This is a genomic window from Arenibacter nanhaiticus (genome assembly GCF_900141935.1).
GTDB lineage: Bacteria > Bacteroidota > Bacteroidia > Flavobacteriales > Flavobacteriaceae > Arenibacter > Arenibacter nanhaiticus.
Genome location: NZ_FQYX01000015.1, coordinates 18,060 through 34,777, shown reverse-complemented (window position 1 = coordinate 34,777; position 16,718 = coordinate 18,060). Strand labels below are relative to the sequence as shown.

Here is a 16,718-nt window from a genome sequence, read left to right as displayed (position 1 = left end):
TTGTTGGTTTAAAATTTGTCTAAAAAGTTGTTTAATAAAACTAGGTCTTCGTTTGTGAAGTTTTTTAACAATTCTTTTTCCGCGGCCTTTATGGCAACATCCATTTCGGACAAGGCCTCTAGCCCTTCTGGGGTAATGTTTATTTCTATCTTCCGTCTGTTCGATTCACATACAGTACGATTGACAAAACCCTTTGTGATCAACTTATCGACCAATCTTGTAGTGTTGCTCATTTTGGTCACCATACGTTCGTTTAGGGTAGATAAGTTCGCCGGATTCCCTTTTTGGCCTCTTAATATCCTAAGGACATTAAATTGTTGGGGCGAAACATCATGTGGTTTTAAACTATTTATCATAACTTCATTGATCTTATTCTGAACTAGACTTATATGAATAAGTGTCCTGCCCTCCAAAGGAAGTTGTTTTTCTGTTTTTATTATTTGTTCTACATTCATGTCGATACAATAGTTGTATATACAAATGTATAGCGAATAAATGGATTGTAGGGGGGCTTTTGTGTATTTAACAATTATTTATGAATAAACGGTGGTAACTATTGTTTTACCAAGTCTTAACAGTAAATTAAAAGAGTGCTTTGATTTATCGCTTAAATATTGGATGTAGTTTTGGAAAAACTTAAATTTGACCTTTAAATTAAAAAAAGTAATGGCAGATTTATCCCAAGAAGAGTGGAGTTCGCAATTAGAGAGCGACAATAATGCATTGATATTGGATGTTAGGACCCAGGAGGAAGTAGAGGAAGGATATATTCCGAATTCTATCCATATCGATATTTATTTAGGACAAACATTTATTGACGAATTAGAGAAATTGGATAAGACCAAAAACTATTATGTGTATTGCAGGTCTGGTAACCGAAGCGGTCAGGCATGTGCTTTAATGAACCAATTAGGTTTTGAAAACGCCTTTAACTTAGAAGGTGGTTTTATGAACTGGCAGGGAGAAGTAGTAGAGTAGTTTTTAAAATATATAGAGGTTGCCCCATAAGGCAGCCTCTTTTTATTTTTAGTCGATCAAATAATCTTAATTTCCAGGAAAATGTATCTTGTATAATTTTTTTCCTTAATTTGGATTATGCGCGAAGACCTTTTGCATTTTATATGGAAATATAAAAAACTTCCTTTAGAGGAATTGTATACCTCCAAAAATGAAGAGGTTTCCATTGTGGATGTCGGCCTCCATAATATGCTATCCGGTCCCGATTTTTTCAATGCAAAAATTGAAATAGGCGGACAGCTTTGGGCTGGTACTGTAGAGATACACGTAAAATCTTCAGACTGGTACGCACACCATCATGAAGTAGACGATAATTATAACAATGTAATTTTACATGTGGTCTGGGAAGATGATATAGCTGTGTTCAGTAACAATAACACCGAGATTCCCACCCTGGTGCTGAAGGATTATATTTCGCCTAGTATTCTAGCGGCTTATCAAAAACTGTTTCACAATAAGGGGAATGGATTTATCAATTGCGAAAAGGCAATTGCCCAAATAGAAACCTTTGTTTTTGACCATTGGATAGAACGATTGTATTTTGAGAGACTAGAACAAAAATCCTTGCAGGTAATGGGGCTTCTAGAACAATCTAAGAATGATTGGGAAGCTATATTTTTTGCCTTGTTGGCCAAAAGTTTTGGATTGAAAATAAATGGGGATATATTTTTTAGAATTGGAAAAGAACTAGATTTTTCGATAATCAGGAAAATTCAGAACAACCCTTTGCAACTAGAGGCTCTCTTGTTGGGAAAGGCGGGATTGTTGTCTGAAGAAATTCAGGGAGACGAGTACTTGGAACTATTAAAAAAGGAATACCATTATATAGGACTAAAATTTAATATCTTGGAAGAGCCGTTTCAGAAGGCCGAGTTTTTTAAATTAAGGCCACATAATTTTCCCACTATTAGACTGTCACAGCTGACGGCGGTGTATGGGAAGCACCAAAATCTTTTTAGAAAAATTATAAACGCCTCCCATATAGAGGAGTTTTATACAATTTTTAATGTGTCGGCCAATGCGTACTGGGAGAACCATTATACTTTTGGAAAGCTGTCCAAAAAGAGTCCAAAAAGGCTTACGAAGCGATTTATAGATTTATTGGTAATCAATACTATCTTGCCGCTAAAACTGTCCTATGCCAAGTATTTGGGGCAGGAAGAAAATGATCAGATCCTCAGAATAATAACAGGAATAAAAGCAGAAAGCAATCATATAATTTCAAAGTTCCATGGCTTACAAATAACAGTGCCTTCGGCTAAGGAGAGTCAAGGAATATTAGAGTTATATAATAATTACTGTACAAAAAATAAATGTCTGCAATGTGCGGTAGGCAATCAATTAATGAACCGAAAACCTTAATTACTGAATATGAGTGTTTTTTATAAGTTATTATATTATTTTCAGAAACGCGGTTTTGAGGTGTGTCGTAGAATTTCCGAAAGGTTAGGGATGCGTACCAGAGTAGTCCGAACTACCTTTATCTACCTGACCTTTGTAACCTTGGGATTTGGATTTGCCTTGTACCTGTTCATAGCTTTTTGGTTAAAAATTAAAGATTTGATATATACCAAAAGGACCTCGGTTTTTGATCTGTAAATATGATAAAACTTTTTCGTTCCAAGATATATTTAGCACTGACATTATTAGTGCTGGTCTTATTGATCGGTGTTCTTGGGTATAGGTTTCTTTCCGGCTATACATGGGTAGATGCCTTTTATATGACCATTATCACGGTCACAACGGTTGGTTTTTCCGAAGTAAGGCCCTTGGACGTTTCTTCGAAACTTTTTACTGTATTACTAATCATTTCTAGTGTATTTATTTTTGCCTTCGCGATTTCGGTAATAACAGAGTATATCCTAAGTAAAAACACACTACAACTTTTAAAGAAAAAAAAAGTGAAAAACACTATTAATAGTTTGAGCAATCATGTGATCATTTGTGGGTTTGGAAGAAATGGGAATCAAGCGGCAGAAAAACTAAGGGCTTATAAGAGACCATTTGTGGTCATTGAAAGGGATAAAGAAGTAATTCTAAAGAACGAGAATGAAGTTTTATTTATCGAAGGCGATGCGAACGAGGATGAGGTGTTGATCGATGCCGGGATAAAAAGGGCTCAATTTCTAATTACAGCTATGCCCGAAGATGCTGACAACCTTTTTGTAGTGCTCTCTTCTAGGCAATTAAATAAGAAGTTGTTTATCATCAGTAGAGCTTCACAGACCTCTTCCCAAAATAAATTGATCTTGGCCGGGGCCGATAAGGTAATTATGCCCGATAAAATAGGGGGCGATCATATGGCTTCCCTGGTGGTGATGCCTAATTTGATCACCTTTATGGACAAGCTTTCTACCGAAGGGGAAGATACCACCAACTTAGAGGAAGTTGCCATAGAAAGTTTTACGGACAAAATAGAAAACAATTCCCTGCGCGACCTAGATTTGAGACGCAAGACAGGCTGTACCATAATCGGTTATGTAGAGCCTGATGGCAACTATATAATTAACCCCGGGGCTGATTTAAAACTACAGCCAAAAGGGAAAGTAATTGTGCTTGGGAGACCAGAACAAATAAAAAAATTAAATGAAATGTTTAAGATCTAATGGCTATCCTTAGGATTAATATTTGATTAGGAGTTATATTATTGTGATATTGTTAAAATTTATAAATAAAACCAACAAAACTTTAAAATTAATTATGAAGAAATACATGTCTTTCGTTTTTTTGCTTTTTTCCATAACCTTGTTTGCACAAGAGCTTAAAGTCAAGGAAACTATCTTAAACCCTTCCAATAAGATTAATGACGGAGTCATAAAGCTTGAAGTCGAGGGGGGCACACCTCCCTACCAATATAAATGGAGCAACCAGGCTACCTCCCTTAATTCTAATGAATCGGTAAATTTGGTCGAAGGCTTGCCTTATGAAGTCCTAATTTCAGATGCTAGTGGCGCACAACTTACCAAATCCTATAAGGTGCCCGCCAAAGCGATCACGGAAATATTCAATGGGGCTATGACTCCTGCCGTAAGTGCTCTAGGGGCGGTGCTGTTTTGGGATCCTTTTGCAGCTATTGGGATATATGATCCTGTGGTCTATGCCGATGTAAAAAGGGTGTCTATCCCTAATTGGACACCAGATGTAGAAGACAAGTACACCCTTAAGGAATGGTTGCGGCCAGAGGGAAGTAAAGTGAAAAAAGGAGAGCCTATCGCTATTATTGAAAACAAAAGCGGTGCTAAGGAGACTATTTTGGCTCCGGTTAATGGTGGGTTACAATATTTGGTCAAGGAAGGTGGTGTTATTTATAATTCCGAAAACATGGAACATGTTATCGAACAAGGCGCCAATTTTTTGGCCGCTATTTCCTATGATGAACCCGTAGCTGTAACACATCCTAACGGAGACCCTCAGGAAAAGGCTATTCCCTTTATCGTTATTTGGTTAGTGGTAGGGGCGTTGTTTTTTACCTTAAGAATGGGTTTTATAAATATAAGGGGCTTTGGACACGCTTTAGAGTTGGCAAAAGGAAAATACGACGACCCGGATGCACCGGGACAGGTGACTCACTTTCAGGCTTTGGCAACGGCAGTGTCGGGGACCGTTGGACTCGGGAATATCGCCGGAGTTGGGGTTGCAGTTTCCTTGGGAGGGGCCGGAGCAACCTTTTGGATGATTGTTTGTGGATTATTAGGGATGTCCTCTAAGTTTGTCGAGTGTACCCTAGGGGTTAAATATAGAGATATCCTTCCCGATGGTAGGGTGTTTGGCGGACCTATGAATTACTTGCGATATGGGCTCGAAAAAAGAAACTTAAAAGGATTGGGTAAAGTGCTAGCCGGTTTATTTGCAGTCTTGGCAGTAGGAGCTTCCTTCGGAGGAGGGAATATGTTTCAGGCAAACCAATCCTTTGAACAGCTTTCTGGCCAGTTTCCGGCATTGGAAGGAAACGGATTTTGGTTTGGGATCATTACAGCTATTCTTGTAGGAGTCGTAATTATTGGTGGAATCAATAGTATCGCACAGGTTACGGGAAGGGTGGTTCCGGTAATGGCTTCTATTTATATTGTAGCGGCCATGGCAGTAATTATCATTAATATTGAAAATATAGGGCCTGCATTTTCTGCTATCGTAGACGGTGCTTTTAGTCCTAGCGCCATTAAAGGTGGTGTGATAGGGGTGTTAATAGTTGGGTTTCAACGAGCAGCCTTTTCCAATGAAGCAGGAGTAGGATCGGCCGCTATTGCCCATAGTACCGCCAAAACAAATCACCCGCCATCGGAAGGGTTTGTTGCCTTGTTAGAGCCTTTTATAGATACGGTTGTGGTTTGTACCCTAACGGCCTTGGTGCTGATCTTCACAGGAATGCACGAGGTAGACGGATTGGCAGGAGCACAATTGACTTCGGATGCCTTTGGTAGTGTTATCTCTTGGTTCCCATATGTGTTGGCATTAGCCGTATTCTTGTTTGCGTTTTCTACCATGATTTCGTGGTCGTATTACGGGATGAGAGCTTGGACCTACCTCTTTGGGAAAAGTAAAAGAACCGAGTTTGTATATAAAATGTTGTTCTTGGTCTTTGTTGTTATAGGGGCTTCTGTAAGCTTGGGTGCCGTGTTGGATTTTTCGGATATGATGATTTTAGCCATGGCATTTCCTAATATAATCGGACTCTATATTATGTCCGGGGAAGTAAAAGTGGACTTAGAAGATTATTGGTCGAAACTGAAAGCCAATAAGCTGTTTAAAAAGCAAAAAGCTTAGAGGTTTTTCGTTAAGAATTATGTAAGGAATTCCGCTTATCATTGTGTTAAAAGCAACGTTGATAGGCGGAATTCTTATTTTATTGTGTGTTGTCTATCCAAATTTTACGATCTTGCGAAACTTTTATTAAAAAGTTATAATCAGTAGAATTTAAGAATGGCAAAATCAGCAGAATCATGGGGCTCACGTTTGGGACTCATATTGGCAATGGCGGGTAATGCAGTAGGTTTAGGAAATTTTTTGCGATTTCCTGTGCAAGCTGTTGAAAATGGAGGTGGAGCATTTATTATCCCATATCTAGTATGTTTCTTATTGATGGGAATCCCATTGCTTTTTATCGAATGGTCTTCTGGGCGATACGGTGGTAAGTTTGGAAACCATAGTACTCCTTATATTTTGGATACTATGATTAAAGGTAGGGTCTTTAAATATATTGGGGTCTTCGGGATTTTTACCAACTTGGCTATCGTGGCCTATTATGCCTATATAGAATCGTGGACCTTGTCCTATGTGTACCATTCCCTAAGGGGGACCTTTGAAGGGATGTCCCAAGGTGAAGTGGCCGGATTTTTTAACTCTTATGTCGATGTTACCCGTAGTTCTACGGGAATCCCATATGAAGCGATTGTTTTTTATGTCCTCTGTCTTGCCTTTAATACCTATATTTTGTCAAAGGGGATCAAAGGGGTAGAGAAAGTAGCTAAAATAGGAATGCCGTTATTAATTTTATTTGGCGTTGTTTTAGCGATAAGAGGGTATACCTTAGGTGATAGTGGGGCTTCGGCACTTTTCCCTGATGCCAACGCTTGGGATGGACTTAATTTTTTATGGACCCCGCAATACGATTCTTTATTGAATCCGAAGGTGTGGTTGGCGGCTGCAGGTCAAATATTCTTTACGCTCTCCGTCGGTATGGGTACCATCCATTGCTATGCCTCTTATGTGAAAAGCAAGGACGATATAGCTCTTAATTCGGTTTCTGCCGGATTTATGAACGGATTTGTAGAAGTGGTATTGGGTAGTGCTATCGTTATTCCAATTGCGGCCGGATATTTAGGGTTGGACTGGGTAATTAACAATGCCGGTTTTGGAATGGCTTTTCAAACAATGCCTTATTTGTTTCAGCAATGGGGGCCTGTATTGGCTGCTGTAGGCGGAGTTATGTGGTTTGGTCTCTTGTTCTTTTCAGGGATTACCAGTTCCTTGGCCATGGGGACTCCTTGGTTAGGGTTTATGAGAGATGAGTTTGGATGGACTACCAAGAAGGGAGCTTGGTCTTTTGGGGCCTTAGCCCTGTTTATGGGACTGCCTACAGTGTTCTTTTTCCAAAAAGGAGTATTCGATGATTACGATTATTGGGCCGGTACCGTGAGTTTGGTATTCTTTGCGTTTTTTGAAGTGATTACCTATTCGTGGGTTTTTGGTATGAATAAAGGATGGGAAGAAATTAATGCAGGGGCCGATATTAGAGTGCCGCTGGCATACAAGTATGTCATAAAGTTTGTGACCCCGGTATTGCTAGGTTGGGTGTTCTTGGCCAGTTTGCCCAGTATGCTCGATAAAATAACACATCAGGATACCTTTAATAGGGATTCCTTTGCGGAGGTTTATTATGCCGAAAATTTCGATAGGTCCGGAAATGCCCTAGGAACCGTAGAGGAAGTAAATCCGCAATACATTAAGTTTTCTTTCGAAAATACACGTAAACGATATGATAAGGAGAATCAAATATCCTTGGAAGAAAAGTTTATAGATTATAAGGAGTACCGTTTCGAGGAAGATCAGAAAACGACCGTTAGGGTAGGGGATCAAGTAAAACCTGGCGCGCAAATTGCTACAGGATCTTTTGTAAATGACGTATTTTATAAAAACATCGGTAGAGTTATGTTGATGGTGTTGTTTTTATTTATTTCATTATTAGTATATTTAGCATTCAACAAACGAAGAAAAGAAGGGAGGGAAACATTATGAATTCATCAGCTTTAATAATAATGTTATTGGCACAAGGGACCATGATATCTTTGGCGGGATATTTTTTTTATAGGGTATTGACTACCCCGCCAAAACAAGAGCCCGATTCCTATTATGAGAATGACGATATAGAGAACAGACAAAAAGAGTAGGTTTTGAATAAGAAGCTAGGTAAATCCCATTTCAGTTTTAATAGACAAGAACGAAGTGGGATTTTCTTTTTTCTTTTTATCATAGTGTTTATACAGCTCCTTTATTTCTTTGCGAAGACGTACTATGTGCCAGGGGACAAGCACAGCGTACAGGTAGATCATGAAATTCAGGTGCAGTTGGAAGAGCTAAAGAAACAGGCTGCCCTTCAGGATACTTTAAAGCCATTCCCTTTTAATCCTAATTTTATCACAGATTATAAAGGGTATGCCTTAGGGATGACGCCTGTTGAAATTGATAGATTGCACCGTTATAGGGAAAAGGGGGGCTTTGTAAACTCCGCCAAGGATTTTCAGGAGCTAACCTTAATTTCGGATTCCTTATTAAAGGAGATGGTTCCTTATTTTAAGTTTCCTAAATGGACACAAGGGTCAAGGGGCAAACCAGATAAGAAAGAAAAAAAAGTAATTGCTTCGGTCTATACTTATCAAGATATAAATTTAGCTAGTCCGGACGATCTTATGTCTATAAAAGGAGTAGGGGAGGTGCTGTCTCGACGAATTGTTAAGTTTAGGGATAGATTGGGTGGTTTTTTAACGGAAGAACAACTGTATCACGTGTATGGTTTGGAGAAGGAAGTGGTGAAAAAAATCTTAGAAAAGTATAAGGTGCTAAAGGTGCCAGAAGTACAAAAAATTAATATTAACAGTGCTACGGCCAGCGATATAGCAAAATTAGTGTACATTAACAAAGTCCTTGCGAAGGAAATTGTACGCTATAGGGAAGAGAACAGTTTAATTCATTCATTTGATGAATTAACGAAAATAGAAAATTTTCCAACCGAAAAAATAGCCGTAATTCAATTATATTTGGCGTTAAAATAAAAAACTTATTCAATGAACTTGAACTCAGGTGCGGAAATGAATTTTGATTATTCAGAAACTTTGGAAATGGTAGCTTCTTCTGCCAGAGAATTCGCAGAACAATATATTAGACCATATGTTATGGAATGGGATGAAGCACAAACCTTTCCTGTAGAAGTTTTTAAAAAAGCAGGAGAATTGGGCTTTATGGGAGTGTTAGTGCCTCAAGAGTTAGGGGGGTCCGATCTGGGGTATCACGAATATATTAAGGTAATTGAGGAGATTTCCATCGTAGATCCCTCAATAGGACTTTCTATCGCTGCACATAATTCTTTATGCACCAACCATATTCTGTCTTTTGGGAACGAAGCGCAGAAAAAGAAATGGCTCCCCAAGTTGGCTACGGCAGAATGGATAGGGGCCTGGGGCCTTACCGAACACAATACTGGTTCCGATGCGGCCGGTATGAGTACCACCGCTGTAAAGGATGGGGATTCTTGGGTAATCAATGGGGCAAAAAACTTTATAACCCATGGTAAAAGTGGCGATATAGCAGTTGTAATTGTCCGCACTGGAGAGAAAGGCGATAGTCATGGTATGACAGCTTTTGCCATAGAAAAGGGTACGCCAGGATTTACCAGTGGGAAAAAAGAGAATAAATTAGGGATGAGGGCCAGTGAAACGGCAGAATTGGTTTTTGATAACTGTCGCGTACCCGACGCTAACCGATTAGGCGAAGTAGGAGATGGTTTTATACAGTCCATGAAAATTTTAGACGGCGGTAGGATCTCTATCGGGGCATTGTCTTTGGGAATTGCCAAAGGTGCCTATGAGGCCGCTTTAAAATACTCCCAGGAAAGGGTTCAATTTGGGAAGCCAATTAGCAAGTTTCAGGCGATTTCCTTTAAATTGGCCGATATGGCAACAGAAATAGAAGCTTCCGAATTGTTGTTGCACAAGGCAGCCTTTTTGAAAAATGAAGGGCGCAATGTAACCAAATTAGGGGCTATGGCAAAAATGTACGCTTCCGAGGTTTGTGTAAGAGTTGCCAATGAAGCGGTACAGATTCACGGTGGCTATGGATATACCAAAGACTATCCTGTAGAGAAGTTTTATAGGGATTCTAAATTGTGTACCATCGGAGAGGGGACAACCGAAATTCAGAAAATTGTCATTGCAAGAAATATTTTAAAATAATTATTTGATTTCTAGTATTAATCTTTATATTTGCAGCCTTAATCATAAAAGAGAGGAGGTTATCGCCCATGTTAATTATACCAATAAAAGAAGGAGAGAATATCGATAGAGCTTTGAAGCGTTTCAAGCGTAAGTTCGACAAAACAGGTACAATGCGTCAGTTAAGAAGTCGTCAGCAGTTTAATAAGCCATCTGTGCTTAATAGAGCTAAGATTCAAAAAGCTGCCTATATCCAAGGACTAAGAGATCAAGAAGAAATCTAGATTTTAAAGTTTCTTAAAATAATTAATAAGACCGTCTAAATGTAAGTTTGGACGGTCTTGTTGTTTTTGGGCCTTTTTGGTGTTGCTGCTGTCTTTGTATTTGGGCATTGGGTTTTGTGTGGGGTCGGTGGAATGGATAAGATGGGCGTGCTGCGAGCTTGGGTGTAGCGTCCGGAATTGTGTTAAGGTTGGTAGGTGTTGTGTTGTATGGGCGTTCCCTTATCGGGTCGCTCTTTCCGCTATATCTTTTTTAGCTGGCCAGGCCAGCTAAAAAAGGATGCCGCTGCAATCCCTAACGCGACATCAGTGAGCAATTGATAATTTGTGCTGCCTTGGTTGAAGTTGACTTGTTTTATTAGATGTCAGTTTTATTATTAAGGGTAGTGGGTTTTGAGCTTCCTTGATTGGTGTTGACAGGGTTTGGATATTGATTTCATCATTAAAGATAACGAGTTTTTTTCTTGGATCACTGCAGGCTTTTTACCGATTGCTCTCGATGAACTTCCCTGATTAGCGTTGACCGTTTTTAGACATTAATTTGATTATTAAAGATAAGGAGGTTTTCTTTTCTCTGTTTTCTTTTCCCTGTTTCTTAATTGCTGGCGGGTTGGGGTTGGTTGAAATCTGCGTTAGGGATGGCGGCGGCATCCCCGCAGCAGCGCAAGGGATATAGCCAACAGCCCGCCCGACGAAGGAGGGAACGCCCAAATTATTATGATAAGGCCTATCGGGGTTTGGGATCGCTTGGTTTTAAATATCGTATTCCTTGTTATTTTAATAGAATGTGCTGTTTTCTTATCGGTAATAGAGGTCCTGTTTTTGAATAGAATAAGATGGGGTTCAAAAAGTTAGGGAATAGGCCGGGTATAATCTTCTTTTTGTAAAGATGGTTTAATTTGTAGTTGTTGATTATTACTGTAGTAAAAGTGCTGTTTTCTGCATATTGTTTCTTAATTTTATAAGGTTACCTATTCATTGTATTCAACCTTGTAGCTTCCGATATGGCCATCGATTCCTTTATAACTTATTTGTCCCTGGAGAAAATCTACTCTCCGCATACCTTGCTAGCTTACGAAAAGGATCTGGAAGAATTTAAGAGGTTTTGTAGGGTCGAGCTGGAGTTGGAAGATATCTCAACCGTATCATATAATATCATAAGAAATTGGATTGTTGCTTTGGTTGATTCGGGAGTGTCTAATAAAACCGTCAACCGAAAAATAGCATCCTTAAAAGCGTACTATAAATTTCTTTTGGGGATAGGAGAGATCGATGTGAATCCTTTGGCGAAACACAGGGCCTTAAAAACTGATAAAAAAGTTGAAATTCCATTTTCTGAAGCAGAAATGGTGAGGGTGTTTTCTGAGCTTTCTTTCGAAGATACTTTTGAAGGAAAAAGGGATAGGTTGATTATTGAGCTTTTTTATGTTACCGGAATTAGGAGGGCGGAACTGATGAGTCTTAGTTTAAAAAATCTAGATTTTGGGGTCAATACTATCAAGGTGATAGGGAAGAGAAATAAAGAGCGGGTGATTCCGATTTTGGAAATTACCAAAAAATTGTTTCTGGAGTACTTGGTGGAGCGTTCCAAATTGCCATTGATCGTGGATGCGGAATTTGTTTTTCTTACCAATAAAGGAGATAAAATGTACGATACCCTTGTGTATAGAATAATAAATAAGTATTTTAGTTTAGTGTCCTCTAAGGTGAAAAAAAGCCCACATGTTTTAAGGCATACTTTTGCAACGCATTTGCTTAATAACGGCGCTGAGTTAAATGCTGTAAAAGAATTATTGGGACATGCGAGTTTGGCTTCCACGCAAGTGTATACCCATAATAATATATCGGAATTAAAGAAGGTGCATTCCAGTGCTCATCCAAGGAGCAGGGAATAGTGCTAGAGAGAACAATTATATTGTATAACAAAATTAACACTTCATTCTATGAAAGTAAATGCACAATCAGTAAATTTCACGGCAAACGAACAATTAATAGGCTTTATTCAGACAAGGTTGGATAAGATGGAGCTCTTCTATGATAAGGTAATAAGTTCGGATGTGTATCTCAAGGTAGAGAACACCAGTGCCAAGGAGAATAAAATAGTGGAAATTAAAGTCCTTGTTCCCAAGGATAGTTTCATTGTAAAAAAACAATGCAAGTCTTTCGAGGAGGCTATTGATATGGCTTGCAGTTCTTTAGAGCGGAAATTGGTGAAGCGAAAAGAAAAAATGCGCCTAAATGCGTAAAAAAAATCAAAAATATTTTGCAGAACTGAAAAAACCTTCTACATTTGCACACCGTTAGCAATAGCGGTCTTCTTTTGAAGAGAAAGAAGAGCAAAAGCCGATGTAGCTCAGCTGGCTAGAGCAGCTGATTTGTAATCAGCAGGTCGTGGGTTCGAGTCCCTCTATCGGCTCAAAATATTGGAAATACCAATAGGTTTTTCAAGGTTCTTTTAAATATTAGTGTTGGGGAGATACTCAAGCGGCCAACGAGGGCAGACTGTAAATCTGCTGACTACGTCTTCGCAGGTTCGAATCCTGCTCTCCCCACAACGAATCGAAAGATTTGAGTACGAAAGTACGGCGAAATAATTTTTGAAATATTGAATATAATTTTTAGGTTTGCCTGGAAATTAGAATGCGGGAGTAGCTCAGTTGGTAGAGCGTCAGCCTTCCAAGCTGAATGTCGCCGGTTCGAACCCGGTCTCCCGCTCTATTTTAAAACAAAAGGCTCCTTCGTATGGGGCTTTATGTGATTATAATTAAAAGGGCTTGGCGTTGTAGTCGGGTTTTTTGCGCGGCCAAAAAGGTTTTTTTGGCCTGAAATTTTTGATCTTTGAGTAGGTGCTTATGAGTATAAGTCTCTCGGGTGTTAAGAGAAAAATGCCGGTGTAGCTCAGGGGTAGAGCGTTTCCTTGGTAAGGAAGAGGTCATGAGTTCAAATCTCATCATTGGCTCAATTAAGGCATAATTTGTACACTAATATAAACTAAGAATTAAATTTAACAAACATGGCAAAGGCAACATTTGATCGTTCCAAACCGCATTTAAATATAGGTACTATTGGACACGTGGATCACGGTAAAACTACATTGACTGCTGCGATTACTACGGTATTGGCTAACGCAGGTCTTTCTGAATTGAGAAGTTTTGACTCTATTGATAATGCTCCAGAAGAAAAAGAAAGAGGTATTACTATTAATACGTCTCACGTAGAGTATTCTACTGCGAATCGTCACTATGCACACGTAGATTGTCCAGGTCACGCGGATTACGTTAAGAATATGGTTACTGGTGCTGCTCAAATGGACGGTGCGATTTTAGTTGTTGCTGCTACGGATGGTCCTATGCCACAAACCCGTGAGCACATCCTTTTAGGTCGTCAGGTTGGTATTCCAAGAATCGTTGTTTTCTTGAACAAGGTTGACATGGTTGATGATGAGGAGTTGTTAGAGTTAGTAGAGATGGAAGTAAGAGAGTTGCTTTCTTTCTATGAGTATGACGGTGATAATGGTCCTGTTATTTCTGGTTCTGCTTTAGGTGCATTGAATGGTGAGCAAAAATGGGTTGATACAGTTATGTCTTTGATGGAGGCTGTTGATAGCTGGATTGAATTGCCACAGAGAGATGTTGATAAGAACTTCTTGATGCCTGTTGAAGATGTATTTACAATTACTGGTCGTGGAACTGTTGCTACAGGTCGTATCGAAACAGGGGTTGCTAACACTGGAGATCCAGTAGAGATCATCGGTATGGGTGCTGAGAAATTGACTTCAACTATTACAGGGGTAGAGATGTTCCGTAAGATATTGGATAGAGGTGAAGCTGGTGATAACGTAGGTCTTCTTTTGAGAGGTATTGATAAGACTCAAGTAAAAAGAGGAATGGTAATCTGTAAGCCAGGTTCTGTGAAGCCGCACGCTAAATTTGAAGCTGAGGTGTATATCCTTAAAAAAGAAGAAGGTGGACGTCACACTCCATTCCACAATAACTACCGTCCTCAGTTCTACGTAAGAACAACTGATGTTACTGGTACTATTAATCTTCCTGAAGGAGTAGAAATGGTTATGCCAGGTGATAACCTTACTATTATTGTAGATCTATTGTCTCCGATCGCTTTAAATGAAGGTTTGCGTTTCGCAATCCGTGAAGGTGGTAGAACGGTAGGTGCTGGTCAGGTAACTAAGATTATAGACTAATATTGAATATATTGCATGAAGGGTGTCTTGCTCTAGTGAGACACCTTTCCATGTAAATATAGACGGGCGTAGCTCAGTTGGTAGAGCACTGGTCTCCAAAACCAGGTGTCGGGAGTTCGAGTCTCTCCGCCCGTGCAAAACAAGATTGGTCAGTAGGTCGATTATAATGTTTTAAAGAAATTTTAGAAATAGGGCCCGTAAATTTTAAGCTTGTACGCTAAAATATACGTGCCCTATAATAGAAAGATAAGGTTATGAGTTTGTTCTGATCTGAGTCTTTCGTTTTTGGTTAAAATAAAAATATTTCGCGACATGTTAACATATATAAAGGAATCTATAGACGAACTTAAAAATAACGTGACTTTGCCTCCGAGAGAGGAATCTACCAATCTTATGGTGGTAGTTGCGGTATTTTCTATTATCTTTGCGCTTGCAACTTGGGGTGTTGATACTTTGTTGGGGGAATTAATACTGTTGTATTTTAATAGCATAATAAATTAAGAAGTGCCTTATGTCGGAAGTGTTGGATAAGAAGTGGTATGTTGTAAGGGCAGTTAGCGGTCAAGAAAATAAAATCAAAGGTTATATAGAAGCTGAAGTTGCTAGACTTGGTTTCGAAGATTATTTGGAAGAAGTATTGGTTCCTACTGAAAAGGTGGTTCAGATAAGAAACGGGAAGAAGATAAACAAAGAACGTGTTTATTTTCCTGGTTATATCATGATTAAGGCAAACCTTGGAGGGGAGATGGTGCATATTATTCGTTCTATTACGAATGTAATCGGATTTTTAGGGGAGACCAAAGGAGGAGATCCTGTGCCTCTAAGAAAATCGGAAGTGAATAGAATGTTAGGAAAAGTAGATGAGTTGGCGGTGAAGACCGACAGCGTTGCAATTCCGTTTGCGTTCGGCGAAACCGTGAAGGTTATCGACGGACCATTTAATGGCTTCAACGGAACAGTTGAAAAGATTAATGAGGAAAAGCGTAAACTTGAGGTAATGGTGAAGATTTTCGGGAGAAAAACACCGTTAGAGTTGAGTTATATGCAAGTAGAGAAGATTTAACAAGAACTGTTACATATATAGTTAAAAAGTGTTGTTGCTTCCAAAACAAACACACTTTAAATTCAATTTAAACAATGGCAAAAGAAGTAAGTAAAGTAGTTAAACTACAAGTTAGGGGAGGTGCTGCGAATCCATCGCCACCGGTCGGACCCGCTTTAGGTGCTGCCGGGGTCAACATTATGGAGTTCTGTAAGCAGTTTAATGCTCGTACGCAGGACAAAGCTGGTAAAGTTTTACCAGTAGCGATCACGGTTTATAAGGACAAATCATTTGAGTTTGTTGTAAAGACACCGCCAGCGGCAGTTCAATTAATGGAAGCGGCTAAGATTAAAAAAGGATCTGGCGAGCCTAACAGAAACAAGGTGGCAAGTGTATCTTGGGATCAGATCAAGTTAATTGCCGAGGACAAAATGGTAGATCTAAATGCTTTTACGGTTGAATCCGCTATGAGTATGGTAGCTGGTACAGCTAGATCTATGGGTTTAAAAGTTTCAGGTAATAGACCTTTTTAAAATCTTAAAAGCAATTTAGAATGGCAAAATTAACAAAAAAGCAAAAGGAAGCGCACGGTAAAATAGATAAGAATAAAAACTATTCTATTTTAGAAGCTTCTGCTTTAGTGAAAGAAATAACCAATGCAAATTTTGATGCGTCTGTAGATATCGCGGTACGGTTGGGTGTAGATCCAAGAAAAGCGAATCAAATGGTGCGTGGAGTTGTTACTCTTCCTCACGGAACCGGTAAGGACGTAAAAGTATTGGCATTGGTAACTCCAGATAAAGCAGCCGAAGCTACAGAAGCGGGAGCTGACTATGTAGGATTGGACGAGTACTTGGAAAAAATAAAAAGCGGTTGGACAGATGTTGATGTGATCATCACTATGCCTAGCGTAATGGGTAAATTAGGACCTTTGGGTAGAATTTTAGGGCCAAGAGGTTTGATGCCTAATCCAAAGACCGGTACCGTTACTATGGATGTTGCGAAAGCAGTAACAGAAGTGAAAGCTGGTAAGATTGATTTTAAGGTGGATAAGACAGGTATCGTGCATGCAGGAATTGGGAAAGTTTCTTTCTCTGCTGAGCAGATCTCAGAAAATGCAAAAGAGCTGTTAGAAACATTGGTAAAATTAAAGCCAACAGCGGCTAAAGGTGTATATGTAAAAACGATTTACATGTCCAGTACAATGAGTCCTAGTGTTGCATTAGATCCAAAAGTAGTTTAACTGGTAGTTT

General features: G+C 39.2%; 18 protein-coding genes and 5 tRNA genes. 22 read left to right on the top strand and 1 reads right to left on the bottom strand.

The window, feature by feature from the left end:
• Nucleotides 1–8: 8 nt before the first annotated feature.
• The gene (locus tag BUA16_RS10370; RefSeq protein WP_072764680.1) at nucleotides 9–455 is read right to left on the bottom strand and encodes a MarR family winged helix-turn-helix transcriptional regulator; all 447 of its coding nucleotides are present in this window, start codon (nucleotides 453–455) and stop codon (nucleotides 9–11) included.
• 211 nt (nucleotides 456–666) lie between these two features.
• Between BUA16_RS10370 and BUA16_RS10365 the strand changes: the two genes are divergently transcribed.
• The 22 genes from BUA16_RS10365 (at nucleotide 667) to rplA (ending at nucleotide 16,708) form a co-directional block, all read left to right on the top strand.
• The gene (locus BUA16_RS10365) at nucleotides 667–978 is read left to right on the top strand and encodes a rhodanese-like domain-containing protein (RefSeq protein ID WP_072764734.1); all 312 of its coding nucleotides are present in this window, start codon (nucleotides 667–669) and stop codon (nucleotides 976–978) included.
• A 117-nt stretch (nucleotides 979–1,095) separates the two neighbouring features.
• On the top strand, nucleotides 1,096–2,379 hold the full coding sequence (locus BUA16_RS10360; RefSeq protein ID WP_072764679.1) for a DUF2851 family protein: 1,284 nt from the start codon (nucleotides 1,096–1,098) through the stop codon (nucleotides 2,377–2,379).
• Nucleotides 2,380–2,388: 9 nt separating this feature from the next.
• A complete protein-coding gene (locus BUA16_RS10355) occupies nucleotides 2,389–2,616 on the top strand; it encodes a PspC family transcriptional regulator (protein WP_072764678.1) in 228 nt (75 codons plus the stop codon).
• A 2-nt stretch (nucleotides 2,617–2,618) separates the two neighbouring features.
• Nucleotides 2,619–3,623: a potassium channel family protein gene (locus BUA16_RS10350; protein ID WP_072764677.1), complete on the top strand. Its 1,005-nt coding sequence runs from the start codon at nucleotides 2,619–2,621 to the stop codon at nucleotides 3,621–3,623.
• A 94-nt stretch (nucleotides 3,624–3,717) separates the two neighbouring features.
• Nucleotides 3,718–5,781: an amino acid carrier protein gene (locus tag BUA16_RS10345; RefSeq protein ID WP_072764733.1), complete on the top strand. Its 2,064-nt coding sequence runs from the start codon at nucleotides 3,718–3,720 to the stop codon at nucleotides 5,779–5,781.
• Nucleotides 5,782–5,937: 156 nt separating this feature from the next.
• A complete protein-coding gene (locus BUA16_RS10340) occupies nucleotides 5,938–7,752 on the top strand; it encodes an SLC5/6 family protein (protein ID WP_072764676.1) in 1,815 nt (604 codons plus the stop codon).
• Entirely contained in the window at nucleotides 7,749–7,904 is a 156-nt protein-coding gene (locus tag BUA16_RS18650) for a hypothetical protein (protein WP_178338870.1), read from the top strand. The genes BUA16_RS10340 and BUA16_RS18650 overlap by 4 nt, the downstream gene beginning before the upstream one ends.
• Before the next feature lie 3 nt (nucleotides 7,905–7,907).
• Nucleotides 7,908–8,786, top strand: coding sequence for a ComEA family DNA-binding protein (locus BUA16_RS10335; protein WP_072764675.1), 879 nt, complete (start codon nucleotides 7,908–7,910; stop codon nucleotides 8,784–8,786).
• Nucleotides 8,787–8,822: 36 nt separating this feature from the next.
• The gene (locus tag BUA16_RS10330) at nucleotides 8,823–9,962 is read left to right on the top strand and encodes an acyl-CoA dehydrogenase family protein (RefSeq protein ID WP_072764732.1); all 1,140 of its coding nucleotides are present in this window, start codon (nucleotides 8,823–8,825) and stop codon (nucleotides 9,960–9,962) included.
• Between the two features lie 68 nt (nucleotides 9,963–10,030).
• The gene (rpsU, locus tag BUA16_RS10325) at nucleotides 10,031–10,225 is read left to right on the top strand and encodes a 30S ribosomal protein S21 (RefSeq protein WP_072764674.1); all 195 of its coding nucleotides are present in this window, start codon (nucleotides 10,031–10,033) and stop codon (nucleotides 10,223–10,225) included.
• Nucleotides 10,226–11,226: 1,001 nt separating this feature from the next.
• Complete coding sequence (locus BUA16_RS10320; protein WP_072764673.1) at nucleotides 11,227–12,117, top strand: tyrosine-type recombinase/integrase; 891 nt, start codon at nucleotides 11,227–11,229, stop codon at nucleotides 12,115–12,117.
• A gap of 48 nt (nucleotides 12,118–12,165) precedes the next feature.
• A complete protein-coding gene (gene hpf, locus BUA16_RS10315) occupies nucleotides 12,166–12,468 on the top strand; it encodes a ribosome hibernation-promoting factor, HPF/YfiA family (protein ID WP_072764672.1) in 303 nt (100 codons plus the stop codon).
• Between the two features lie 96 nt (nucleotides 12,469–12,564).
• Nucleotides 12,565–12,638 (top strand) — tRNA-Thr (locus BUA16_RS10310).
• 54 nt (nucleotides 12,639–12,692) lie between these two features.
• Nucleotides 12,693–12,774, top strand: a tRNA-Tyr gene (locus BUA16_RS10305).
• Nucleotides 12,775–12,864: 90 nt separating this feature from the next.
• Nucleotides 12,865–12,937: transfer RNA gene (locus BUA16_RS10300), tRNA-Gly, on the top strand.
• A 172-nt stretch (nucleotides 12,938–13,109) separates the two neighbouring features.
• Nucleotides 13,110–13,181 (top strand) — tRNA-Thr (locus BUA16_RS10295).
• A 54-nt stretch (nucleotides 13,182–13,235) separates the two neighbouring features.
• Nucleotides 13,236–14,423 (top strand): elongation factor Tu, encoded by a 1,188-nt coding sequence (gene tuf, locus BUA16_RS10290; RefSeq protein WP_072764671.1) that lies wholly within the window; start codon nucleotides 13,236–13,238, stop codon nucleotides 14,421–14,423.
• Between the two features lie 62 nt (nucleotides 14,424–14,485).
• Nucleotides 14,486–14,558 (top strand) — tRNA-Trp (locus BUA16_RS10285).
• A gap of 177 nt (nucleotides 14,559–14,735) precedes the next feature.
• The gene (secE, locus tag BUA16_RS10280) at nucleotides 14,736–14,924 is read left to right on the top strand and encodes a preprotein translocase subunit SecE (protein WP_072764670.1); all 189 of its coding nucleotides are present in this window, start codon (nucleotides 14,736–14,738) and stop codon (nucleotides 14,922–14,924) included.
• Nucleotides 14,925–14,934: 10 nt separating this feature from the next.
• Nucleotides 14,935–15,486, top strand: a complete 552-nt coding sequence (gene nusG, locus BUA16_RS10275; RefSeq protein ID WP_072764669.1) for a transcription termination/antitermination protein NusG — start codon at nucleotides 14,935–14,937, stop codon at nucleotides 15,484–15,486.
• 74 nt (nucleotides 15,487–15,560) lie between these two features.
• Nucleotides 15,561–15,998: a 50S ribosomal protein L11 gene (gene rplK / locus BUA16_RS10270; protein WP_072764668.1), complete on the top strand. Its 438-nt coding sequence runs from the start codon at nucleotides 15,561–15,563 to the stop codon at nucleotides 15,996–15,998.
• 20 nt (nucleotides 15,999–16,018) lie between these two features.
• Entirely contained in the window at nucleotides 16,019–16,708 is a 690-nt protein-coding gene (rplA, locus tag BUA16_RS10265; RefSeq protein ID WP_072764667.1) for a 50S ribosomal protein L1, read from the top strand.
• The last annotated feature ends 10 nt before the right edge of the window (nucleotides 16,709–16,718 follow it).